Below are 17,022 nucleotides of genomic sequence, written 5' to 3' on the forward strand. Positions count from 1 at the left end.
GGGTAGTCGCCAGGGCTGACCGGAGAGCGAGGAGGACCCGATGGAGGGCCGGATCAAGGTCGCCGTGATCTACTACAGCGCGACCGGCATCACGTATCAGATGGCGCAGTCCGCGTGCGAGGCCGCCGGCGAGGCCGGCGCGGAGGTCCGGCTGCGCAAGGTGCGTGAGCTCGCACCGGACGAGGCGATCCGCTCCAACTCGGGCTGGCAGGCGCACCGCCTCGAAACCCAGGACGTGATGGAGGCCGAGCCGGACGACCTGTCCTGGGCCGACGTGGTGATCCTCGGGTCGCCCACCCGTTACGGCATGGTCGCCGCCCAGCTCAAGCAGTTCATCGACACCACCGGCCCGCTGTGGGCGCGCGGCGCGCTGGCGGACAAGGTCTACTCCGCGTTCACCTCGACGGCGACCTCGCACGGCGGCCAGGAGTCGACCCTGCTGTCGCTGCTCACCGTCTTCTACCACTGGGGCGGCGTCGTCGTCACCCCCGGTTACACCGACCCGAGCCAGTTCGTCGCCGGCAACCCGTACGGCGCCTCGCACACCAGCAACAACGGCGAGGTCCCGCCGGACCACGTGGCGCTTGCCGCCACCGCGCTGACCGCGAAGCGGGCGGTGCAGATCGGCGCGGCGCTGAAGCGGGGCCTGGCCGCCGGCTGACCGCCGGCGGCCGGCGGCCCTCATCCCCGGGCGCGGGCCACGGCCGGCGACCGGCCCGGCGGCACCGACAGCAGGTGGCCCAGCAGGTCGGCCAGGACCGCCAGGCCGTCGCGGCTGAGCACCGACTCGGGGTGGAACTGCACCCCGGCGAAGCCGGGCCCGCGCAGCGCGTGCACCGCGTGGTCGACCGGGTCGCGGGCCAGCTCCACCGGCCCGTACGCGCTGGCCACCCGGTCGGCGTCGGCGACGGCCGTGAACGTGGAGTAGAACCCCACCCGGCGGCTCGTGCCGAACACGCCGACGTCGCGCTGCAACCCCTGGTACGGCGCGTCGCGCCGGTGCAGCCGCAACCCGAGCAGCCCGGCCAGCAACTGGTGGCCCAGGCACACCGCGAGGGTCGGCGCGCCGGCCGCGAGCCGCCGGGCGAGCAGCCCGCGCAGGGCCGCCATCTTCGGCTGGTCCACCGCCCTCGGGTCGCCCGGGCCGGGGCCGGCGACCACCAGGTCGTACGCGTCGTCGCCGGCCGGGCGGTGCCACGGGGCCACCTCGACGGCGAGCCCGAGGGCGCGCAGCTGGTGGGCGAGCATGCCGGTGAAGGTGTCCTCCCCGTCGACGATCAGCGCCCGGCGGCCGGCCAGCCCGGGCAGGGCCACCGCCCCCGGCGGGCGCTGGTCCAGCCAGAACCGGGCCAGCGGGGCGTTGCGGGCGGCCAGCGCGGCACGGACCTGCGGGTCGTCGGCCAGCCGGGGCACCGGGCCCGGCCCCGGGTCGGGGGCGTCGGGGCGCAGCCCGAGCGCGGCCAGCACCCCGGCCGCCTTGGCGTGCGTCTCGGCCACCTCGCCCTCGGGCGTCGAGTGGCGCACCAGCGTCGCCCCGACCGGCACCCGCAGCTCCCCGCCGGGGGAGATCTCCGCCGTGCGGATCAGGATCGGCGCGTCCAGGGTCTGCCGGCCGGCGTCGTCGCGGCCCAGCAGGGCCAGCACCCCGGCGTAGTAGCGCCGCCCCGTGCGCTCGTGCCGGGCGATGACCCGGCAGGCGTTCTCCATCGGGCTGCCGGTGACGGTCGGGGCGAACATCGTCTCCCGCAGCACGTCCCGCACGTCCAGGCAGCTCTGCCCGGCGAGCAGGTACTCGGTGTGCGCCAGGTGCGACATCTCCTTGAGGTAGGGGCCGACGACCTGCCCGCCGCGCTCGGCGACGGTGGCCATCATCTTCAGCTCCTCGTCGAGCACCATGTAGAGCTCGTCGACCTCCTTCGGGTCGGTGAGGAAGCGCAGCAGCGAGGCGGTGTCGGCGGTGCCGCCGTGCCGGAAGGTGCCGCTGATCGGGTTCATCATGACCAGTCCGTCGTCGACGCTGACGTGCCGCTCGGGGCTCGCCCCGACCAGGATCCGGGTGCCGGTGTGCACCACGAACGTCCAGTACGCGCCGCGCTCGCGCAGCAGCAGCCGGCGCAGCGCGGCCAGGGCGGCGACCAGCGGGGAGCCCTGCACGGTGGCGCGCATGGTGCGGTGGACGACGAAGTTCGCCCCCTCGCCCCGGCCGATCTCCTCGGCGAGCACCCGGGCGACCGTGTCGGCGTACTCGGCGTCGGCGATGTCGAACCCGGCGTCGGCGGTCGCCACCGGCGTGTCGGGCAGGGCGGCGACGACGTCGGCCAGGGGCAACCGGGCGTGCCCGGCGATCTGGAGGCACTCCAGCGGGGTCCCGTCGTCGACGCAGGCGAACCCCCGCTCGGTGACCTGCCGGTACGGCACCAGCGCCAGCGTGCGTGGCCCGGCCGGGCCGTCGGGCAGCGGGACGTCGGCGAGCCGGTCGACGGCGCGTACGGTGCCGGTGAACAGCTCCAGGTGGTCGGCGCCCTCGCGGCGGACGAGCGCGAAGGGGCCGGGGTCGACGCCGTCGGCGACGGCGGCGAGCAGGTCGTGCGGGCGGATCATCGGGTTCTCCTGGTGGTGGCCGGGCGGCGCCGTCGGTGGCGGCCCCGGGCCGGGGAGAGAACCGGCGACCGCCTCGTGGGGCGGCCGCGTGGGGAAGCTACGCGCGGGGGTGGGCCGCCGGGTCGGCGGGCCACCAGCAGGTCAGGTGCGCGGGCATGCCGTCACCCTACGCGCGCGCCCACCGCCGGGGAACCCGGTCCCGGGGTGCGGGACCGGCCGCCGGGCCACCTGCGGCGACGTCGACCGGCGGGCCGGCCCGGCGGCCGCCCGGTACGGTGAGCCACGATGAACATCCTCGCCCTCGACCTGGGCACCTCCTCGGTGCGTGGCCTCGTGCTGGACCCGGACGCCGTGCCGCGCCCCGGCGCCCTCGCCCGCCGCAAGGTGCGCGTCGCCGTCGACGACGACGGCGCGGGCACCCTGGACGCCCCGACCTACCTGGCCTGCCTCGCCGAGTGCCTCGACGAGCTGGCCGCCGGCGGGCACCTGCGCGACGTCGGCCTGGTCGCCACCAGCGCCCAGTGGCACTCGGTGCTGCCGGTCGACCGGGCCGGCGAGCCGCTGGGGCCGGTGCTCACCTGGCTCGACACCCGCCCCGAGCCCCCGGCGGGCGCGACCGGCCCGGCCGACGAGGCCGCATTCCACCGCCGCACCGGCACCTGGTGGCACCGCTGCTACTGGTCGGTGCGGCTGCCGTGGCTGCGTGAGCGCGCCTCGGCCCCGCCCGCCCGGTTCGTCGGCCTCGCCGAGTACGTGCTGGGCGGCCTGCTCGACGCCGCGCCGATGTCGGTCTCCCAGGCCTCCGGCACCGGCCTGCTCGACCTGCGCACCCTCACCTGGGACGCCGAGGCGTGCGAGCTGGCCGCCACCGGCCCGGGGCAGCTCCCCGAGCTGGCCGGCGACGGCTGGCGGGGGCGGCTGCGCCCCGAGCACGCCCGCCGCTGGCCGCAGCTCGCCGACGCGGCCTGGGCGGCGCCGGTGGGCGACGGGGCCGCCTCGAACGTCGGCTCGGGCGCGGTGGACCCGGGCCGGGCGGCGGTGACGGTCGGCACCTCGTCGGCCGTCCGGCTGGTCCAGGCGGTGCCGGCCGGCGCGGAGCTGCCGCCGCTGCCGGACCGGCTGTGGCGTTACCGGGTCGACCACGACCACGTGGTCACCGGGGCGGCGTACTCCTCCGGGGGGAACCTGTTCGCCTGGGCGGACCGCGAGCTGCGGCTGCCCCGGGGCGCCGCCCTGGACGCCGCGCTGGCCCGGATCCCCCGGGGCGGCGGCGTCGCGGCGGACCCGCACTTCGGGGGCGACCGGCCGCCCGGCCACGCGCCGGCCGGCTCCGGCGCGCTGGGCGGGCTGAGCTTCGGCACCGGCGCGGTCGACATCCTCGCCGGCCTGATGTCCGGGGTCTGCCGGCTGGTCGCGGCCGACCTCGTCGAGCTGGAGTCCACCGTGGGCGGGCCGGTCGAGGTGGTGCTGGGCGGCGGGGCCGTGGAGGCCTCCGCGTGGTGGCGGGAGTCGTTCGCCGACGTCCTCGCGCCCCGCCGCGTCTACCACCACCCCGACCCGGAGGTCGGCGCGACGGGCGCGGCCCGGGTGGCGCTGGGTCGGCTGGACGCGGCGGTACCGCTCGTGGCCATCGGCCGGACGGATGAGCCGCCCTCACCGACCCCGTCAGGACAGCGCCACCCTCGGTATCCTTCCTGAGCCCGCCCTCAGGTCGGCCCGTTGACACCGCCGTCGGGCCTGGTTGGATGGACCCGCGCTCCGGTGTGCGGCGGACGCGAGGGACCTAGGAGGCAGGTGTGGGCGCAGGTCCCGACCCGGCGCGGAGCGGGGTGTCGAACCACCGCAGGCGTCGGTTCGACGTCCGTGTCGTGCCGCACCGCCGCCGCTCGCCGCTGCGGCTGCGGGACTGGCGGCTGGGGACCAAGCTCGCCACCGTCCTGGTCATCCCGTCCGTGGCGTTCCTGGTGCTGGCCGGCGTGCAGACGCAGGGCCTGGTCGGGCGCACCACCGAACTGAGCGACTTCGCGCGTCAGGTGGGCATCGGGCGGCAGATCACCGACGCCGTGCACCAGCTCCAGCAGGAACGCGACCGCACCGCCGGCGAGCTGGCCGAGCTGCGCCGCAGCGGGGGCGGCGGCGTCGCCCGGGACGCCGCGATCGCCGCGCTGAAGCCGTTGCAGTCCGGCACCGACGCCGCCGTGCGGGAGCTGCGGCGGGCGGCCGGCCCGCTGGCCGACGCCGACGCCGCCTGGCAGGTGGCCTACTCGGCGGCGCTGGAGGCGTACGACCAGGTCGTCTACATCCGCGCGGCGGTGCCCCCGGCGGTGCTGGCCAGCGACACGATCCTCAGCAACTACCACCGGGCGGTCTCCGCCCTGCTGAACCTGCTCGCCCAGCCCTCGCCGGGGGAGGGCCGGCGGGCGCTCAACGAGGCCGTGCTGCGCTACGTCCAGCTCGCCCGGGTCAAGGAGCTCTCCTCCCGCGTCCGCGCGGAGCTGTACGCCGCCGCCCGCGCCGGCCGCTACGGGGTGGAGGACCAGGTCGAGCTGACCGACCTGCGGGCGCAGCAGCTCACCGCCCTCGGGGCGTTCCGGGTCGCCGCCACCAACGAGCAGATCCGCCGCTACGACGCGGTCTCCGTCGACCCGGCGTTCACCGCCGCCGCGAAGCTGGAGGAGCAGAGCCTGCCTAGCGGCGGCGCGGAGCCCCGGGTGCTGCCCGCCCCGCAGTGGTGGGCGGCCAGCGAGCAGCGCCAGGAGCTGCTGCGGCAGTTGGAGGCCAGCGTCGTCGACGACGCGGTGCGCCGGGCCGACGAGGCCAGCGCCGGCCAGCTGCGCACCACCCTGCTGGTGGCCGGCGGGATCGTCGCGGTGCTGCTGGTGGCCCTGCTGATCTCGGTGCTGGTCGGTCGGACGATCGCCCGGTCGATGCGGCTGCTGCGCGGCCAGGCGCTGCGGATCGCCCAGGTCGAGCTCCCGGACGCCCTCGACCGGCTCCGCCAGGTCAGCGGCGGGGTGCCCGACATCGAGGTGCCGGCGGCGGTCGTCCGCTCCCTCGACGAGGTCGGCGAGCTGGCCGAGGCGTTCGTCGCGGTGCACCGCAGCGCCGTCAGCGTCGCGGTGGAACAGGCGACCATGCGCCGCAACGTCAACCTGATGTTCGTCAACCTCGCCCGGCGCAGTCAGGTCCTGGTGGAGCGGCAGCTGGAGCTGCTCGACAGCCTGGAACGGGAGGAGAGCGACCCCGACCAGCTGGAGAACCTGTTCAAGCTCGACCACCTCGCCGCCCGCATGCGTCGCAACGACGAGAGCCTGCTGGTGCTCGCCGGCAGCGAGTCGACCCGGCGGTGGAACCGGCCGGTGGCGCTGGGCGCGGTGCTGCTGGCCGCCAGCGCCGAGATCGAGCAGTACCAGCGGGTGCGCCACCAGCAGGTGGCCGACCTGCACGTCGTCGGGCACGTCATCGGTGACCTGGTCCACCTGTTCGCCGAGCTGCTGGAGAACGCCACCACGTTCTCCCGGCCGGACACCGCCGTGCTGGTCACCGCCGGCCCCGAGGGGCCCGGCGCGGTGGTGGAGATCGTCGACCGGGGGCTGGGCATGACCCCGGCGGCGCTCGCCGAGGCGAACGAGGTGCTGGCGACCCCGCCGGCGGCCGACGTCGCCGCGTCCGAGCGGATGGGCCTGTTCGTGGTCAGCCACCTCGCGGCCCGGCACGCGGTCGTCGTGCGCCTGCACTCCGCCCCCGACGGCCTGGTGGCCCGGGTGCACATCCCGGCCCCGCTGCTCACCGCCGCCCCGCCGATGGTGGAGCTGGACCCGCCCGTGTCCCCACGGATGCTGACCACCACGCTGACCAACCTGCCCCGGGTGACCGCGCCCCTGGCCGACGACCCCGCCCCGGTGGCGGGCGGTCGCCCGGTGGGCGGCGCCGCGGCCCGGGGCCCGGCCCGGCCGCCAGGCGTCGCCGTGCCCCCGGAGCCGGCGGAGCAGCCGGTGGCGGGTCGCCGGCCGCGCAGCGTCACCGTGCCCAGGCCGGGGCGGTCGGTGCCGGTGCGGGCCGAGGACGTGCTGACCCCGGCCGCCGGCCCGGCCGCCCCCGGCGGGGGCGGCTGGTGGTCACGGCAGGGCCCGGCGGCCGGCACGGCGACCCCCGATCCCGTGCCGCCCGCGGTGCCGGTGACCGGGGGCGTCAACGAGCACGGACTCCCCGTCCGGGTGCCGATGGCCCAGCTCGCCACCGTCACGCAGCCGGCGCGGCCGCAGACGCCGGCCCCGCGGCACGACCCGGACCCGGAGGCCGTGGGCGGCATGCTGACGCGGCTCTACAGCGGCGTACGGCGGGCCGAGGCCGAGGAGACCACCGAGATTTTCCTGCCGCCGGCCGGCGGGCGCACCGAAGGGGGACATCAGTGATGACGTTGAGCCAGGAGGCGCGGGACGTGAGCTGGCTGGTCAGCGCGTTCGCGCAACGGGTGCCCGGGGTGGCGCACGCCATCGTGGTCTCCTCGGACGGGCTGCTGGTCGCCGTCTCCGACCACCTGCCGCGCGACCACGCCGACAAGCTCGCCGCCGTGACCTCGGGGGTGATGAGCATCACCGCCGGCGCGGCGCAGATGTTCGACGGCGACATCGTCAAGCAGACCGTCGTGGAGATGGGCCGCGGCTACTTCCTGGTGATGCAGGTGCGCGACGGCTCGATCCTGGCCACGCTGGCCGCCGGGGACGCCGACATCGGCGTGGTCGGCTACGAGATGGCGCGGCTGGCCAAGCAGGCCGGCGAGATGCTCACCCCGGCGCTGCGCGCCGAGCTCCAGCAGGCGCTGCCCCCGCTGGGCTGAGCGCGCCCGGGAGGGCCCGCCGGACGGTCCGCCGGCCCGGCTGGACGCCCGCCGGGCGGTGCGGAGCGACCGTGTCCGCCCGGCGGGGGAGTTCCCGACTACAGGCCGTTGGCCCGGATCACCTCGCGGTACCACAGCGCGCTGCGCTTGGGCACCCGGCGCTGGGTGGGGTAGTCCACGTAGATCAGGCCCCAGCGCTGGTCGTAGCCCTCCGCCCACTCGAAGTTGTCCAGCAGCGACCAGACGTGGTAGCTCTCCAGCGGCACCCCGTCGGTGACGGCCCGGTGCGCGGCCGCCATGTGGTCGCGCAGGAAGCTGATCCGGCCCGAGTCGTCGACGGTCCCGTCGGGGGAGAGGGTGTCGGCCTGCGGCAGGCCGTTCTCCGTGACGGTCAGCGGGACCGGGCCGTAGTCGCGGGTCACCCGGGTCAGGATGTCGTACATGCCGTCGGGGTAGATCTGCTGCCAGTCCGCCTGGGAGGTGGGCCAGCGGGTGACGGTGTCGCCGGTGGCCGTCACGTAGTACGGGGTGTAGTACTGCACGGCGAGCAGGTCGATCGGCGCGGAGATGATCTTCAGGTCGCCGTCGCGGATGCCGCGCGCCATCCGGCTGTCGGGCCCCAGGTCGGCCAGCACGTCCGCCGGGTAGCTGCCCTTGAGGATCGAGTCGAGGTAGAGGCGGTTCTCGTACCCGTCGTAGAGCCGGCTGGCGCGGTCGGCCTCGGCGCTGTCGTCGGCCGGGTAGCAGGGGTGCAGGTTGAGGGCGGGGCCGATCCGGGCGTCGCTGCCGGTGGCCCGCAGCGCCTCCACGGCCAGGCCGTGCCCGAGCTGGAGGTGGTGGGCGACCAGGTAGGCCGCCTGCGGGTCCTGGAAGCCGGGGGCGTGGTGGCCGTGGAGGTAGCCGTTCTGCACCACGGTCTTCGGCTCGTTGATGGTCAGCCAGACCGGGATCTGGTCGCCGAGGCCGCGGTAGAGCAGCTCGGCGTACTCGGCGAACCGGTAGGCGGTGTCGCGGTTCTCCCAGCCGCCGGCGTCCTGCAACGTCTGCGGCAGGTCCCAGTGGAACAGGGTGGCCATCGGCGAGATGCCGCGTTCGTGCAGCCCGTCGACGAGGCGACGGTAGAAGTCGAGACCCCGCTGGTTGGGCGTGCCGGTGCCGTCGGGCTGGATGCGCGGCCAGGAGATGGAGAACCGGTAGCTGCGCAGCCCCAGGTCGCGCATCAGGTCGAGGTCGTCGGCGTAGCGGTGGTAGTGGTCGGCGGCGATGTCGCCGGTGTCGCCGTTGCGGGTCCGGCCGGGGGTGCGGCTGAAGGTGTCCCAGACCGACTCGCCCCGGCCGTCCTCCTTGGTGGCGCCCTCCACCTGGTATGCCGAGGTGGCCGCGCCCCAGCGGAAACCGGTCGGGAAGCGCAGGTCGCCCCGGGGCCCGTCGGTGGGGTCGGTGTCGGGGTCGGTGCCGGCGTCGCATCCGGTGGCCAGGCCGCCGGAGACGGCGGCGGTGGCGGCCGTGCCGCCCACGCGCAGGCCGGCGCCGGTGGCCCCGGCGGTGGCGGAGAGTGCGGCGCGGCTGAGTAGCCGCCGCCGGGTGAGCATCGACATGGGGCCTTCTCCTCGTGATGGGTGCCCACCGCCGCACGGCCGGGAGCGCTCCCAGCATAAGGCAGGCGGGGGCGGCCGAGCCCGCCTGTGGCGGGTCGGCTCTGTTGTGCGGGCTGGTCCGGCGCGTGGCCGGTTGCGCGAATGCGCTGGTGGGAGGCGATGTCGGGGCGTCGGTCGTGGCTGCGAGACGCCCGCCGGCTACGCCCATAGCGAGCGAGGCCGGCCGGGTGGCGTGACACGCCTGACCCGTCGGCCTCTTTTCCCATGGTGTCGGGGGGTTTAGTGTGGGGACGGGGGAGGGCAACCCCCGTCCCCACCTTTGTTTGCACACACGCACGAGTGGAATTGGCGTCCTGTCGTGCGTGTCGCGCGGGAGCCGGGCCACGCGAGTGGCTCTGGTTCCACCTCCCTCCATTGCCGGTGGGTGGTGGCTGGCGGCGGCGTCCGGGCTGGCCCGCCGTCAGCCTTCGGGCAATGTGCCGGGGACGTCGCGGGCACGACGCTCCCGGTCAACACCTTCTGTGACCTCCGTCGATGGAAGCGCTCCCATCGGCGATGCAGCGACTGTAACGCCCGTCACCGGTTTGTGAAAGCCCCAAAACGAGATCGAAACAAGTAGCTGCTCGTTCGTGGACTCTTCTTGTCGTGGGAGCGCTTCCATGCAAGACTGTCGAACACTGCGACGAGGAGCCAGCTCGCGTGAGTGCGGGTCGCCGAGGGCATCCGGTCATCCGGACGGCACCCCAAGGAGGGTCGCGGCGTCGTCGACCAGCGTCGACGCACCGCAGCCACACACACCCCGACCGGGCCGGATCGACCACCATTCCCGAGCGCCTCCGTCCCCCCGTGCCCCGCGCGCGTGGAGGCGCCCCGCCGGGGCCCCGCGGCCCCGGCCTGGTCCGAGGAGACACCGCGCACATGAGACTCATGGCAAGACGTCGCCGGACGGCGATGCTCGCCGCCACCACGCTGGTCGTCGGCGGCATCGCCCTGCCGGCCGGCGCAGCGCAGGCCGCCCCGGCCTGCGACGTGGTCTACGCCACCAACGACTGGGGCAGCGGCTTCACCGGCAACGTCACCATCAAGAACCTGGGCGACGCGGTCAGCAGCTGGACGCTCAAGTGGACCTTCCCCAACAGCAGTCAGCGGGTGGTCCAGGGCTGGTCGGCCAAGTGGAGCCAGACCGGCAGCGAGGTGACCGCGACCAACGAGTCGTACAACGGCAGCCTCGGCACCGGGGCGTCGACCACCATCGGCTTCAACGGCAGCTACTCCGGCAGCAACCCGAAGCCCACGGCGTTCACCCTCAACGGCACCCCCTGCAACGGCACCGCCGCCAACCAGCCGCCGACGGTCTCCCTCGGCGTGCCGAGCGGGCCGTTCGAGGCGCCGGCGGACGTGCCGCTGACCGCCACGGCCAGCGACCCGGACGGGACGATCAGCAAGGTCGAGTTCTACCGCAACGGCCTGCTGGTCAACACCGACACCACCGCCCCGTACGGCTACACGCTGGAGGACCTGCCGGCCGGCAGCTACACCGTCCAGGCCAAGGCCTACGACAACGCCAACGGCATCGGCGTCGACGAGAAGGCGTTCACCGTCAGCGCGGCCTCCGGCCCCCGCCTGGTGGCCACCCCGTCCGCGGTCAGCGTGAGCGAGGGCGGCACCGCCACGTTCAACCTGAAGCTCAGCGCGGCCCCGTCGGCCAGCGTCCCGGTGACGCTGACCCGCACCGGTGACACCGACATCACCGTCACGCCGGCCTCGGCGACCCTCACCACGGCGAACTGGAACACCGGCGTCACCGTGACCGTGGCGGCGGCGGAGGACTCCGACACCGTCGGCGGCACCGCCACCGTCACCGCCTCCGGCACCGGCCTGGCCCCGCTGGCGATCACCGTCACCGAGGTCGACAACGACGTGCCGGGCGGGGACAACGCCTACGTCAAGAAGTTCCTCGACCAGTACGGCAAGATCAAGAACTCGGGCTACTTCAGCCCCGAGGGCGTGCCGTACCACTCGATCGAGACCCTGATCGTCGAGGCGCCCGACCACGGCCACGAGACCACCTCCGAGGCGTTCAGCTACTGGCTGTGGCTGGAGGCCTACTACGGCCGGGTGACCCAGAACTGGGCCCCGTTCAACAACGCGTGGACGGTGATGGAGAAGTACATCATCCCCACGCACGCCGACCAGCCCACCGCGGGCTCCGCCGGCACCCCGCAGTACGCCGCGGAGTACAACCTGCCCAGCCAGTACCCCTCGGCGCTGAACCCGAACATCGCGGTCGGCCAGGACCCGCTGCGCTCGGAGCTGCAGAGCACCTACGGCACCGGCGACATCTACGGCATGCACTGGCTGATGGACGTCGACAACACCTACGGCTTCGGCCGCTGCGGTGACGGCACCACCAAGCCGGCGTACATCAACACCTTCCAGCGGGGCACGCAGGAGTCGGTGTGGGAGACCATCCCGCAGCCGTCCTGCGACACCTTCAAGCACGGCGGGCAGTACGGCTACCTCGACCTGTTCGTCAAGGACACCGGCGCCCCCGCCAAGCAGTGGAAGTACACCAACGCCCCGGACGCCGACGCCCGCGCCGTGCAGGCCGCGTACTGGGCGCTGACCTGGGCCAAGGCGCAGGGCAAGCAGGCCGACGTCGCCGCCACCGTGGCCAAGGCCGCCAAGATGGGCGACTACCTGCGGTACGCGATGTACGACAAGTACTTCAAGAAGATCGGCAACTGCGTCGGGGCCAGCACCTGCCCCGCCGGCAGCGGCAAGGACTCGGCGCACTACCTGCTGTCCTGGTACTACGCCTGGGGCGGCGCGTACGACACCAGCCAGAACTGGTCGTGGCGGATCGGCTCCAGCCACAGCCACTTCGGCTACCAGAACCCGTTCGCGGCCTGGGCGATGACCAACGTCAACGAGCTGAAGCCGAAGTCCCCGACCGCGGTCGGCGACTGGCAGAAGAGCCTCGACCGGCAGCTGGAGTTCTACACCTGGCTCCAGTCCGCCGAGGGCGGCATCGCCGGTGGCGCCACCAACAGCTGGGACGGCAACTACGGCACCCCGCCGGCCGGCACCGCCACCTTCTACGGCATGTTCTACGACGTCGACCCGGTCTACAACGACCCGCCGTCGAACCAGTGGTTCGGCATGCAGGTCTGGTCGATGCAGCGCATCGCCGAGCTGTACCTGGAGACCGGCAACACCAAGGCCAAGGCGCTGCTCGACAAGTGGGTGCCGTGGGCGATCGCGAACACCACGCTGGGCACCAACTGGTCGGTCCCGTCCGAGCTGAAGTGGACGGGCCAGCCCGCCAACTGGAACCCGAGCAGCCCGGCGGCCAACACCAACCTGCACGTCGAGGTCTCCTCCACGGGCCAGGACGTCGGCGTCACCGGCTCCCTCGCCCGGACCCTGATCGCGTACGCGGCCAAGTCCGGCAACACGGCGGCCAAGACCACCGGTAAGGGCCTGCTCGACGCCCTGTCCGCGTCCGCCGACAGCAAGGGTGTCTCGACGACGGAGAAGCGCGGCGACTACAAGCGCTTCGACGACGTCTACAACGCCGCCGACGGCCAGGGCCTCTACGTGCCCCCGGGCTGGACCGGGAAGATGCCCAACGGCGACGCCATCGCCGCCGGCAAGAGCTTCCTGGACATCCGGTCGTTCTACAAGAACGACCCGGACTGGCCGAAGGTGCAGGCGTACCTCGACGGCGGCCCCGAGCCGACGTTCAACTACCACCGGTTCTGGGCCCAGTCCGACATCGCCATGGCGTACGCGGACTACGGGATGCTCTTCCCGAACGGGTGACCCGACCCCTCCGGGTGGGCGGCGCGGCCCGCCCACCCGGAGCCCGACCGGGCCCGGGGGAACTATGAGCCCGGTCGGCGGACGGCCTGACTCCCACGGTCAGGCCGGGGCGGGCCGGCCGTCCGGTCAACGCAGCGGACCGGCCGGCCCGCCCCACCGCCCGAAGCTGAACTTGCCGCGAAAAAGCCCCGGAAAAAGTGACCGTCCAGGGATCACGTGACGGTCGCCGACGGAGTAACGTACGTCACCGGAGAGGCCGCTCCCCCCGTGGCGGCCTCTCCCTTTTCGTTCCCACGCCCGGTTCCGTCCCCGGATTCGTCCCGGGTTCCGTCCCGGGTTCCGGCGCGGCGCCGGAGCCGGGCACGGTCACCGGGTGCCGCAGCCCCGGATGCCCGGCCGGCAGCGACCGGCGGATCACCAGCCAGCTCACCGCCAGCGCGGACGCCACCAGCGGCCAGGTCAGCGCCACCCGCGCCACCACCAGCGCCACGACCTGCCCGCCCAGGTAGAGCGGCACGAACACCGCCACCCGCACCGCGTACGTCGCCGCCCACACCCAGCTGCCCCGCCCGTACGCCCGCAGCAGCGCCGGGTCGCGCCGCCACCGGCCCCGCTGCCGCAGCGCCACCCCCACGAGGACGCCCAGCAGCGGCCAGCGGATCACGATGCTCACCACCCAGGCGAGCGCGCTGGCCACGTTCGACAGCACCTGGACGAGGAAGAAGTCGGTGGCCCGCCCGGTGCGCAACGCGATCAACGCGGCCACGCAGACCGCGAGCAGCCCGATCAGCACCGACCGCGGCCGGTCCCCCCGGCGCAGCCGCCAGGCCGCCACCGCCGTGCCGACCAGCACGGCGGCGGCCACCCCGCCGACCAACGAACGGCCGGTGGCCAGCCAGCCGAGCGCGAACGCCACCGGCGGCGCGGTGGCGTCCACCGCCCCGCGCCGCCCGCCGAGCAGGTCGGCGAGGGACTCGGGCCGGTCTTGCGGCGGCGACGGAACGGGGTGCGAAGGGCCTCCGGGCCCGGGTGCGGCGGTCACCGGCAACCTCCTGTACGTCCACCCCAAACTAACCGTAGGGCCCCGGCGGGCCACCGGGTGCCGCTACGGCGGGTGCCGCTACGGTGTGCGGGTGCGCGCGACGGCGAGGGGTTGGACGGCGGTCTGGTTGGTCGTGCTGGCCCTGGCCCAGACAGCCGCCTTCCTCGTGGTGTGGCGCGCCGCCCTGCACACCGAGCTCGGCCAGTGGCTCGACACGGTCGCCCTCACCGGCAACCGGATCGGCCAGGACCACATCGCCGAGCCGGTGAACCGCATCCTCAACACCATGTCGGCGCTGTCGCTGCTGGCCGCGACGGCGGTGATCGGCTTCATCGCGCTCATCCGGCGGCGGGTCGCCCTGGCCATCACGGCGACCCTGCTCATCGCCGGGGCGAACGTGACCACCCAACTGCTCAAGCACTTCCTGGTCCGGCCCGACGTCGGCATCGACCCCGAGCGGGCCGCCGCCGGCAACAGCCTGCCCAGCGGGCACACCACCGTGGCCGCGTCGGTGGCCCTCGCGCTGATCCTGGTCCTCCCGACCACGGTCCGGGTGCTCGGCGCGTACCTCGGCACCGCGTACGCGGCCGTGGCCGGCGTGGCCACGCTCTCCGCGGGCTGGCACCGCCCCAGCGACGCCGTCGCGGCGTTCCTCGTCGTCGGCGTCTGGGCGGCGCTGGCCGGGCTGCTGCTCCTGGTCACCCAGCGGGAACAGGCCCAGGTGGAGCCCGCCGACGCGCACCGGGTCGCCGCCGTCGTGCTGGGGCTGGGCGGGGCGATCGCCGTGGTCGCCTCGGCGCTGGCCCTGTCCTGGCTGGTCGACCTGCCCCAGCTCGACCCGGACGAGATGGGCCGGCGGTCGCTGTTCGTCGCCTACGCCGGCAGCGCCGCCGGCATCGCCGGGACGATGGCCGTGGTGGCGGCGCTGCTGCTCGCCGTCGTGCACCGCCTGGTGCCCCGCGTCAAGGGCTGACGGCGGGGGAGGGGACCGGTGCGGACGACCCACGACGCGGCGCGGGCGGCGTTCCGCGACGAGTGCACGGCGCTGGCCGACGTCCTGCGCGGCCTCGCCCCCGCCGACCTGGACCGGCCCACCGGCTGCCCGCCCTGGGCGGTGCGCGACCTGGTCGCCCACGTGCACACCGGCGCCGGCCGGCTCGCCGGCATGCTCGCCGCTCCGGCCCCGCCCCGGGCCGAGGTGGACGCCGCCGGCTACTTCGGCGCGGCCAAGTTCACCCCGCAGGTCGACCGGGACCGGGTCGACAGCGCCCGCCGACAGGCCCGCGGGACGACCGGCCCGGCGGCGGTCGCCGCCGCGTTCGACCGGGACTGGCGCGCGGCCGACGCGGCGGTGGCCCGCCAGCCCGCCGACCGGGTGGTCCGCACCCGGCACGGCGACCCGATGGCCCTGACGGAGTTCCTGGTGACCCGGGTGGTCGAGGTCGGCGTGCACGGCCTGGACCTGGCCGCCGCCCTGGGCCGCGAGCCGTGGCTGACCCCGACCGCGGCCCGGGTCGTCACGGCGCTGCTGACCGGCGGCCGGGCCGTGCCGCCCGGCCTGGGCTGGGACCGGCTGACGACGGTCCGCAAGGCCACCGGCCGGGACCCGCTGACCGACGGCGAGCGGGCCGCGCTCAGCGCCGCCGGGCTGCGCCTGCTCGCCTTCGGCGGCTGACCGTCACGGGGCCGGCAGGGCCGTCACGGGCCGGCTGACCCGTCGCCGGGCCGGCAGGGCCGACAGGGCCGCGCGCCTGCCCCCGGGAACCCGGCCGGGAGTCAGAACGGCGGCGCGGGCTGCTCCGGCGGGCGGCCCCAGGCCCGCCGGGCGTCGGCCACCGCCACCGCCAGCAGCGCCGCGGCCACCGCGCCGGCCGACACCAGCGTCGCCAGGTGCAGCAGGACCGGCACGGCCGCCAGCAGTGCCAGCGCCGCGATCCACCGCGACGGCGACACCCGGCCGAAGACCTCGTACTCGAAGCGGGCCCGACCGGCCAGGAAGAGCACCGGACCGCCCACCACCATGGCGATCCAGGCCGCCGCCGGATGGCCGGACGGGTGCTCGATGGTCAGCTCGTAGCCGAGCGCCATGGCGGTCAGGCCGATCACCATCACCAGGTGGGTGTCGGCGGCGGAGCGGCCGATGAGCGCCGGCTGGACCGCCCGCGCCACCGCCTCGGGCAGGACCTGCCCGGCCCGTTGGAAGTAGATCCGCCACACCAGCACCGAGACCACGATGGTCGTGCCGAAGGCGGCCGTGCGCGCCAGACCCGAGGGGTCACCGCTGTACGCCAGCCCGGCCACCAGGACCGTCTCGCCCAACGCGACCAGGAAGAACTGCTGGTAGCGCTCGGCGAGGTGCTCGCCGATCACCTGCCACCGGTTGAGCACGGAACGGCCGAGCCCCGGCACCGGCCAGCCGAACCGCGAGGCGAGGTACTCGCCGGCCAGCGCCGCCGCCCACAGCACGACCCGGGGGGTCGTGGGCAGGAAGGCGCCGGCCAGCCAGAACACCCCGAGGAACAGGTAGGTGATCAACATGCGCAGCTTCAGCGGCCGGTACTCGTGCCGACCGAGCGCCACCAGCAGCAGCAACGGCCGGCTCACCTGCGCCACCACGTACGCGGCGGCGAACGCCAACCCGCTCACCGTGAACGCGCGGGGGATCGCCACCCCCATCACCATGCTCGCCACCAGCGCCGTCACCACCACCGCCTGCAACCCGAAGTGGTACGGGTCGTACCGGCTGGTGGTCCACGCGGTGCCCTGCCACACCGACCAGAGCGCCAGCAGGAGCAGCAGGGTCTTCCCCGTGCCGGTGAACGGCGACCAGCCGCCCGTGCCGCCCGCCTCCACCGCCAGGTCCTCGAACGCCCGCGCCGACACCCGGGTCAGCGCGAAGACGTACACCAGGTCGAAGAACAGCTCCAGGAACGTGGCCCGGGTCGTTCCCGCGCTCGCCAGTTGCAGGCCGCTCACCCAGCCCGGCGCCGACGCGCGCCGCCACCACCGGCGGGGCCGCTGCGCCCCGGCGGCCATGCTCAGCGGGTCCCGTCGTCGTTCCGCTCCACCTGGCAGTCGTAGCACCCCGGCCCGCCGCCCCGACCCGGTTCCGTCGC

General features: G+C 74.8%; 11 protein-coding genes. 7 read left to right on the top strand and 4 right to left on the bottom strand.

Annotated features, from left to right (window positions below; translation table 11 throughout):
* Window positions 1-40 precede the first annotated feature (40 nt).
* A complete protein-coding gene (wrbA, locus tag HDA31_RS08640) occupies window positions 41-661 on the top strand; it encodes an NAD(P)H:quinone oxidoreductase (RefSeq protein WP_178065667.1) in 621 nt (206 codons plus the stop codon).
* A gap of 20 nt (window positions 662-681) precedes the next feature.
* On the opposite strand, the gene HDA31_RS08645 is transcribed toward wrbA, so the two are convergent.
* A complete protein-coding gene (locus HDA31_RS08645; RefSeq protein WP_178065666.1) occupies window positions 682-2,601 on the bottom strand; it encodes a chorismate-binding protein in 1,920 nt (639 codons plus the stop codon).
* 285 nt (window positions 2,602-2,886) lie between these two features.
* Between HDA31_RS08645 and HDA31_RS08650 the strand changes: the two genes are divergently transcribed.
* The 3 genes from HDA31_RS08650 to HDA31_RS08660 all read left to right on the top strand — a co-directional run bounded on the left by HDA31_RS08650 (window position 2,887) and on the right by HDA31_RS08660 (window position 7,441).
* Entirely contained in the window at window positions 2,887-4,299 is a 1,413-nt protein-coding gene (locus tag HDA31_RS08650) for an FGGY family carbohydrate kinase (protein ID WP_178065665.1), read from the top strand.
* 98 nt (window positions 4,300-4,397) lie between these two features.
* A complete protein-coding gene (locus HDA31_RS08655) occupies window positions 4,398-7,016 on the top strand; it encodes a sensor histidine kinase (protein WP_178065664.1) in 2,619 nt (872 codons plus the stop codon).
* Window positions 7,016-7,441 carry a roadblock/LC7 domain-containing protein gene (locus tag HDA31_RS08660; protein WP_043967724.1) on the top strand — a complete coding sequence of 142 codons (426 nt, stop codon included), beginning with the start codon at window positions 7,016-7,018 and terminating at the stop codon, window positions 7,439-7,441. Before HDA31_RS08655 ends, HDA31_RS08660 begins: the two co-directional genes overlap by 1 nt.
* Window positions 7,442-7,539: 98 nt before the next feature.
* Here HDA31_RS08660 and HDA31_RS08665 read toward each other — a convergent pair whose 3' ends face one another.
* The gene (locus HDA31_RS08665; RefSeq protein WP_178065663.1) at window positions 7,540-9,039 is read right to left on the bottom strand and encodes a GH1 family beta-glucosidase; all 1,500 of its coding nucleotides are present in this window, start codon (window positions 9,037-9,039) and stop codon (window positions 7,540-7,542) included.
* A 927-nt stretch (window positions 9,040-9,966) separates the two neighbouring features.
* On the opposite strand from HDA31_RS08665, the gene HDA31_RS08670 reads away from it, so the two are divergent.
* Window positions 9,967-12,864 (top strand): glycoside hydrolase family 48 protein, encoded by a 2,898-nt coding sequence (locus tag HDA31_RS08670; RefSeq protein ID WP_178067623.1) that lies wholly within the window; start codon window positions 9,967-9,969, stop codon window positions 12,862-12,864.
* Between the two features lie 244 nt (window positions 12,865-13,108).
* Here the strand turns inward: HDA31_RS08670 and HDA31_RS08675 are convergent, their stop codons facing one another.
* Window positions 13,109-13,825 carry a DUF3159 domain-containing protein gene (locus HDA31_RS08675; protein WP_260422189.1) on the bottom strand — a complete coding sequence of 239 codons (717 nt, stop codon included), beginning with the start codon at window positions 13,823-13,825 and terminating at the stop codon, window positions 13,109-13,111.
* Between the two features lie 166 nt (window positions 13,826-13,991).
* On the opposite strand from HDA31_RS08675, the gene HDA31_RS08680 reads away from it, so the two are divergent.
* Together HDA31_RS08680 and HDA31_RS08685 are read left to right on the top strand one after the other, a co-directional pair.
* Complete coding sequence (locus HDA31_RS08680) at window positions 13,992-14,879, top strand: phosphatase PAP2 family protein (protein ID WP_178065662.1); 888 nt, start codon at window positions 13,992-13,994, stop codon at window positions 14,877-14,879.
* An 18-nt stretch (window positions 14,880-14,897) separates the two neighbouring features.
* Complete coding sequence (locus tag HDA31_RS08685; protein ID WP_178065661.1) at window positions 14,898-15,581, top strand: maleylpyruvate isomerase N-terminal domain-containing protein; 684 nt, start codon at window positions 14,898-14,900, stop codon at window positions 15,579-15,581.
* 101 nt (window positions 15,582-15,682) lie between these two features.
* Here HDA31_RS08685 and HDA31_RS08690 read toward each other — a convergent pair whose 3' ends face one another.
* Window positions 15,683-16,942, bottom strand: a complete 1,260-nt coding sequence (locus tag HDA31_RS08690) for a low temperature requirement protein A (protein ID WP_178065660.1) — start codon at window positions 16,940-16,942, stop codon at window positions 15,683-15,685.
* Between the last annotated feature and the right edge of the window lie 80 nt (window positions 16,943-17,022).

The organism is Micromonospora carbonacea, from assembly GCF_014205165.1.
In the GTDB taxonomy this organism is placed as follows: Bacteria; Actinomycetota; Actinomycetes; order Mycobacteriales; family Micromonosporaceae; genus Micromonospora; species Micromonospora carbonacea.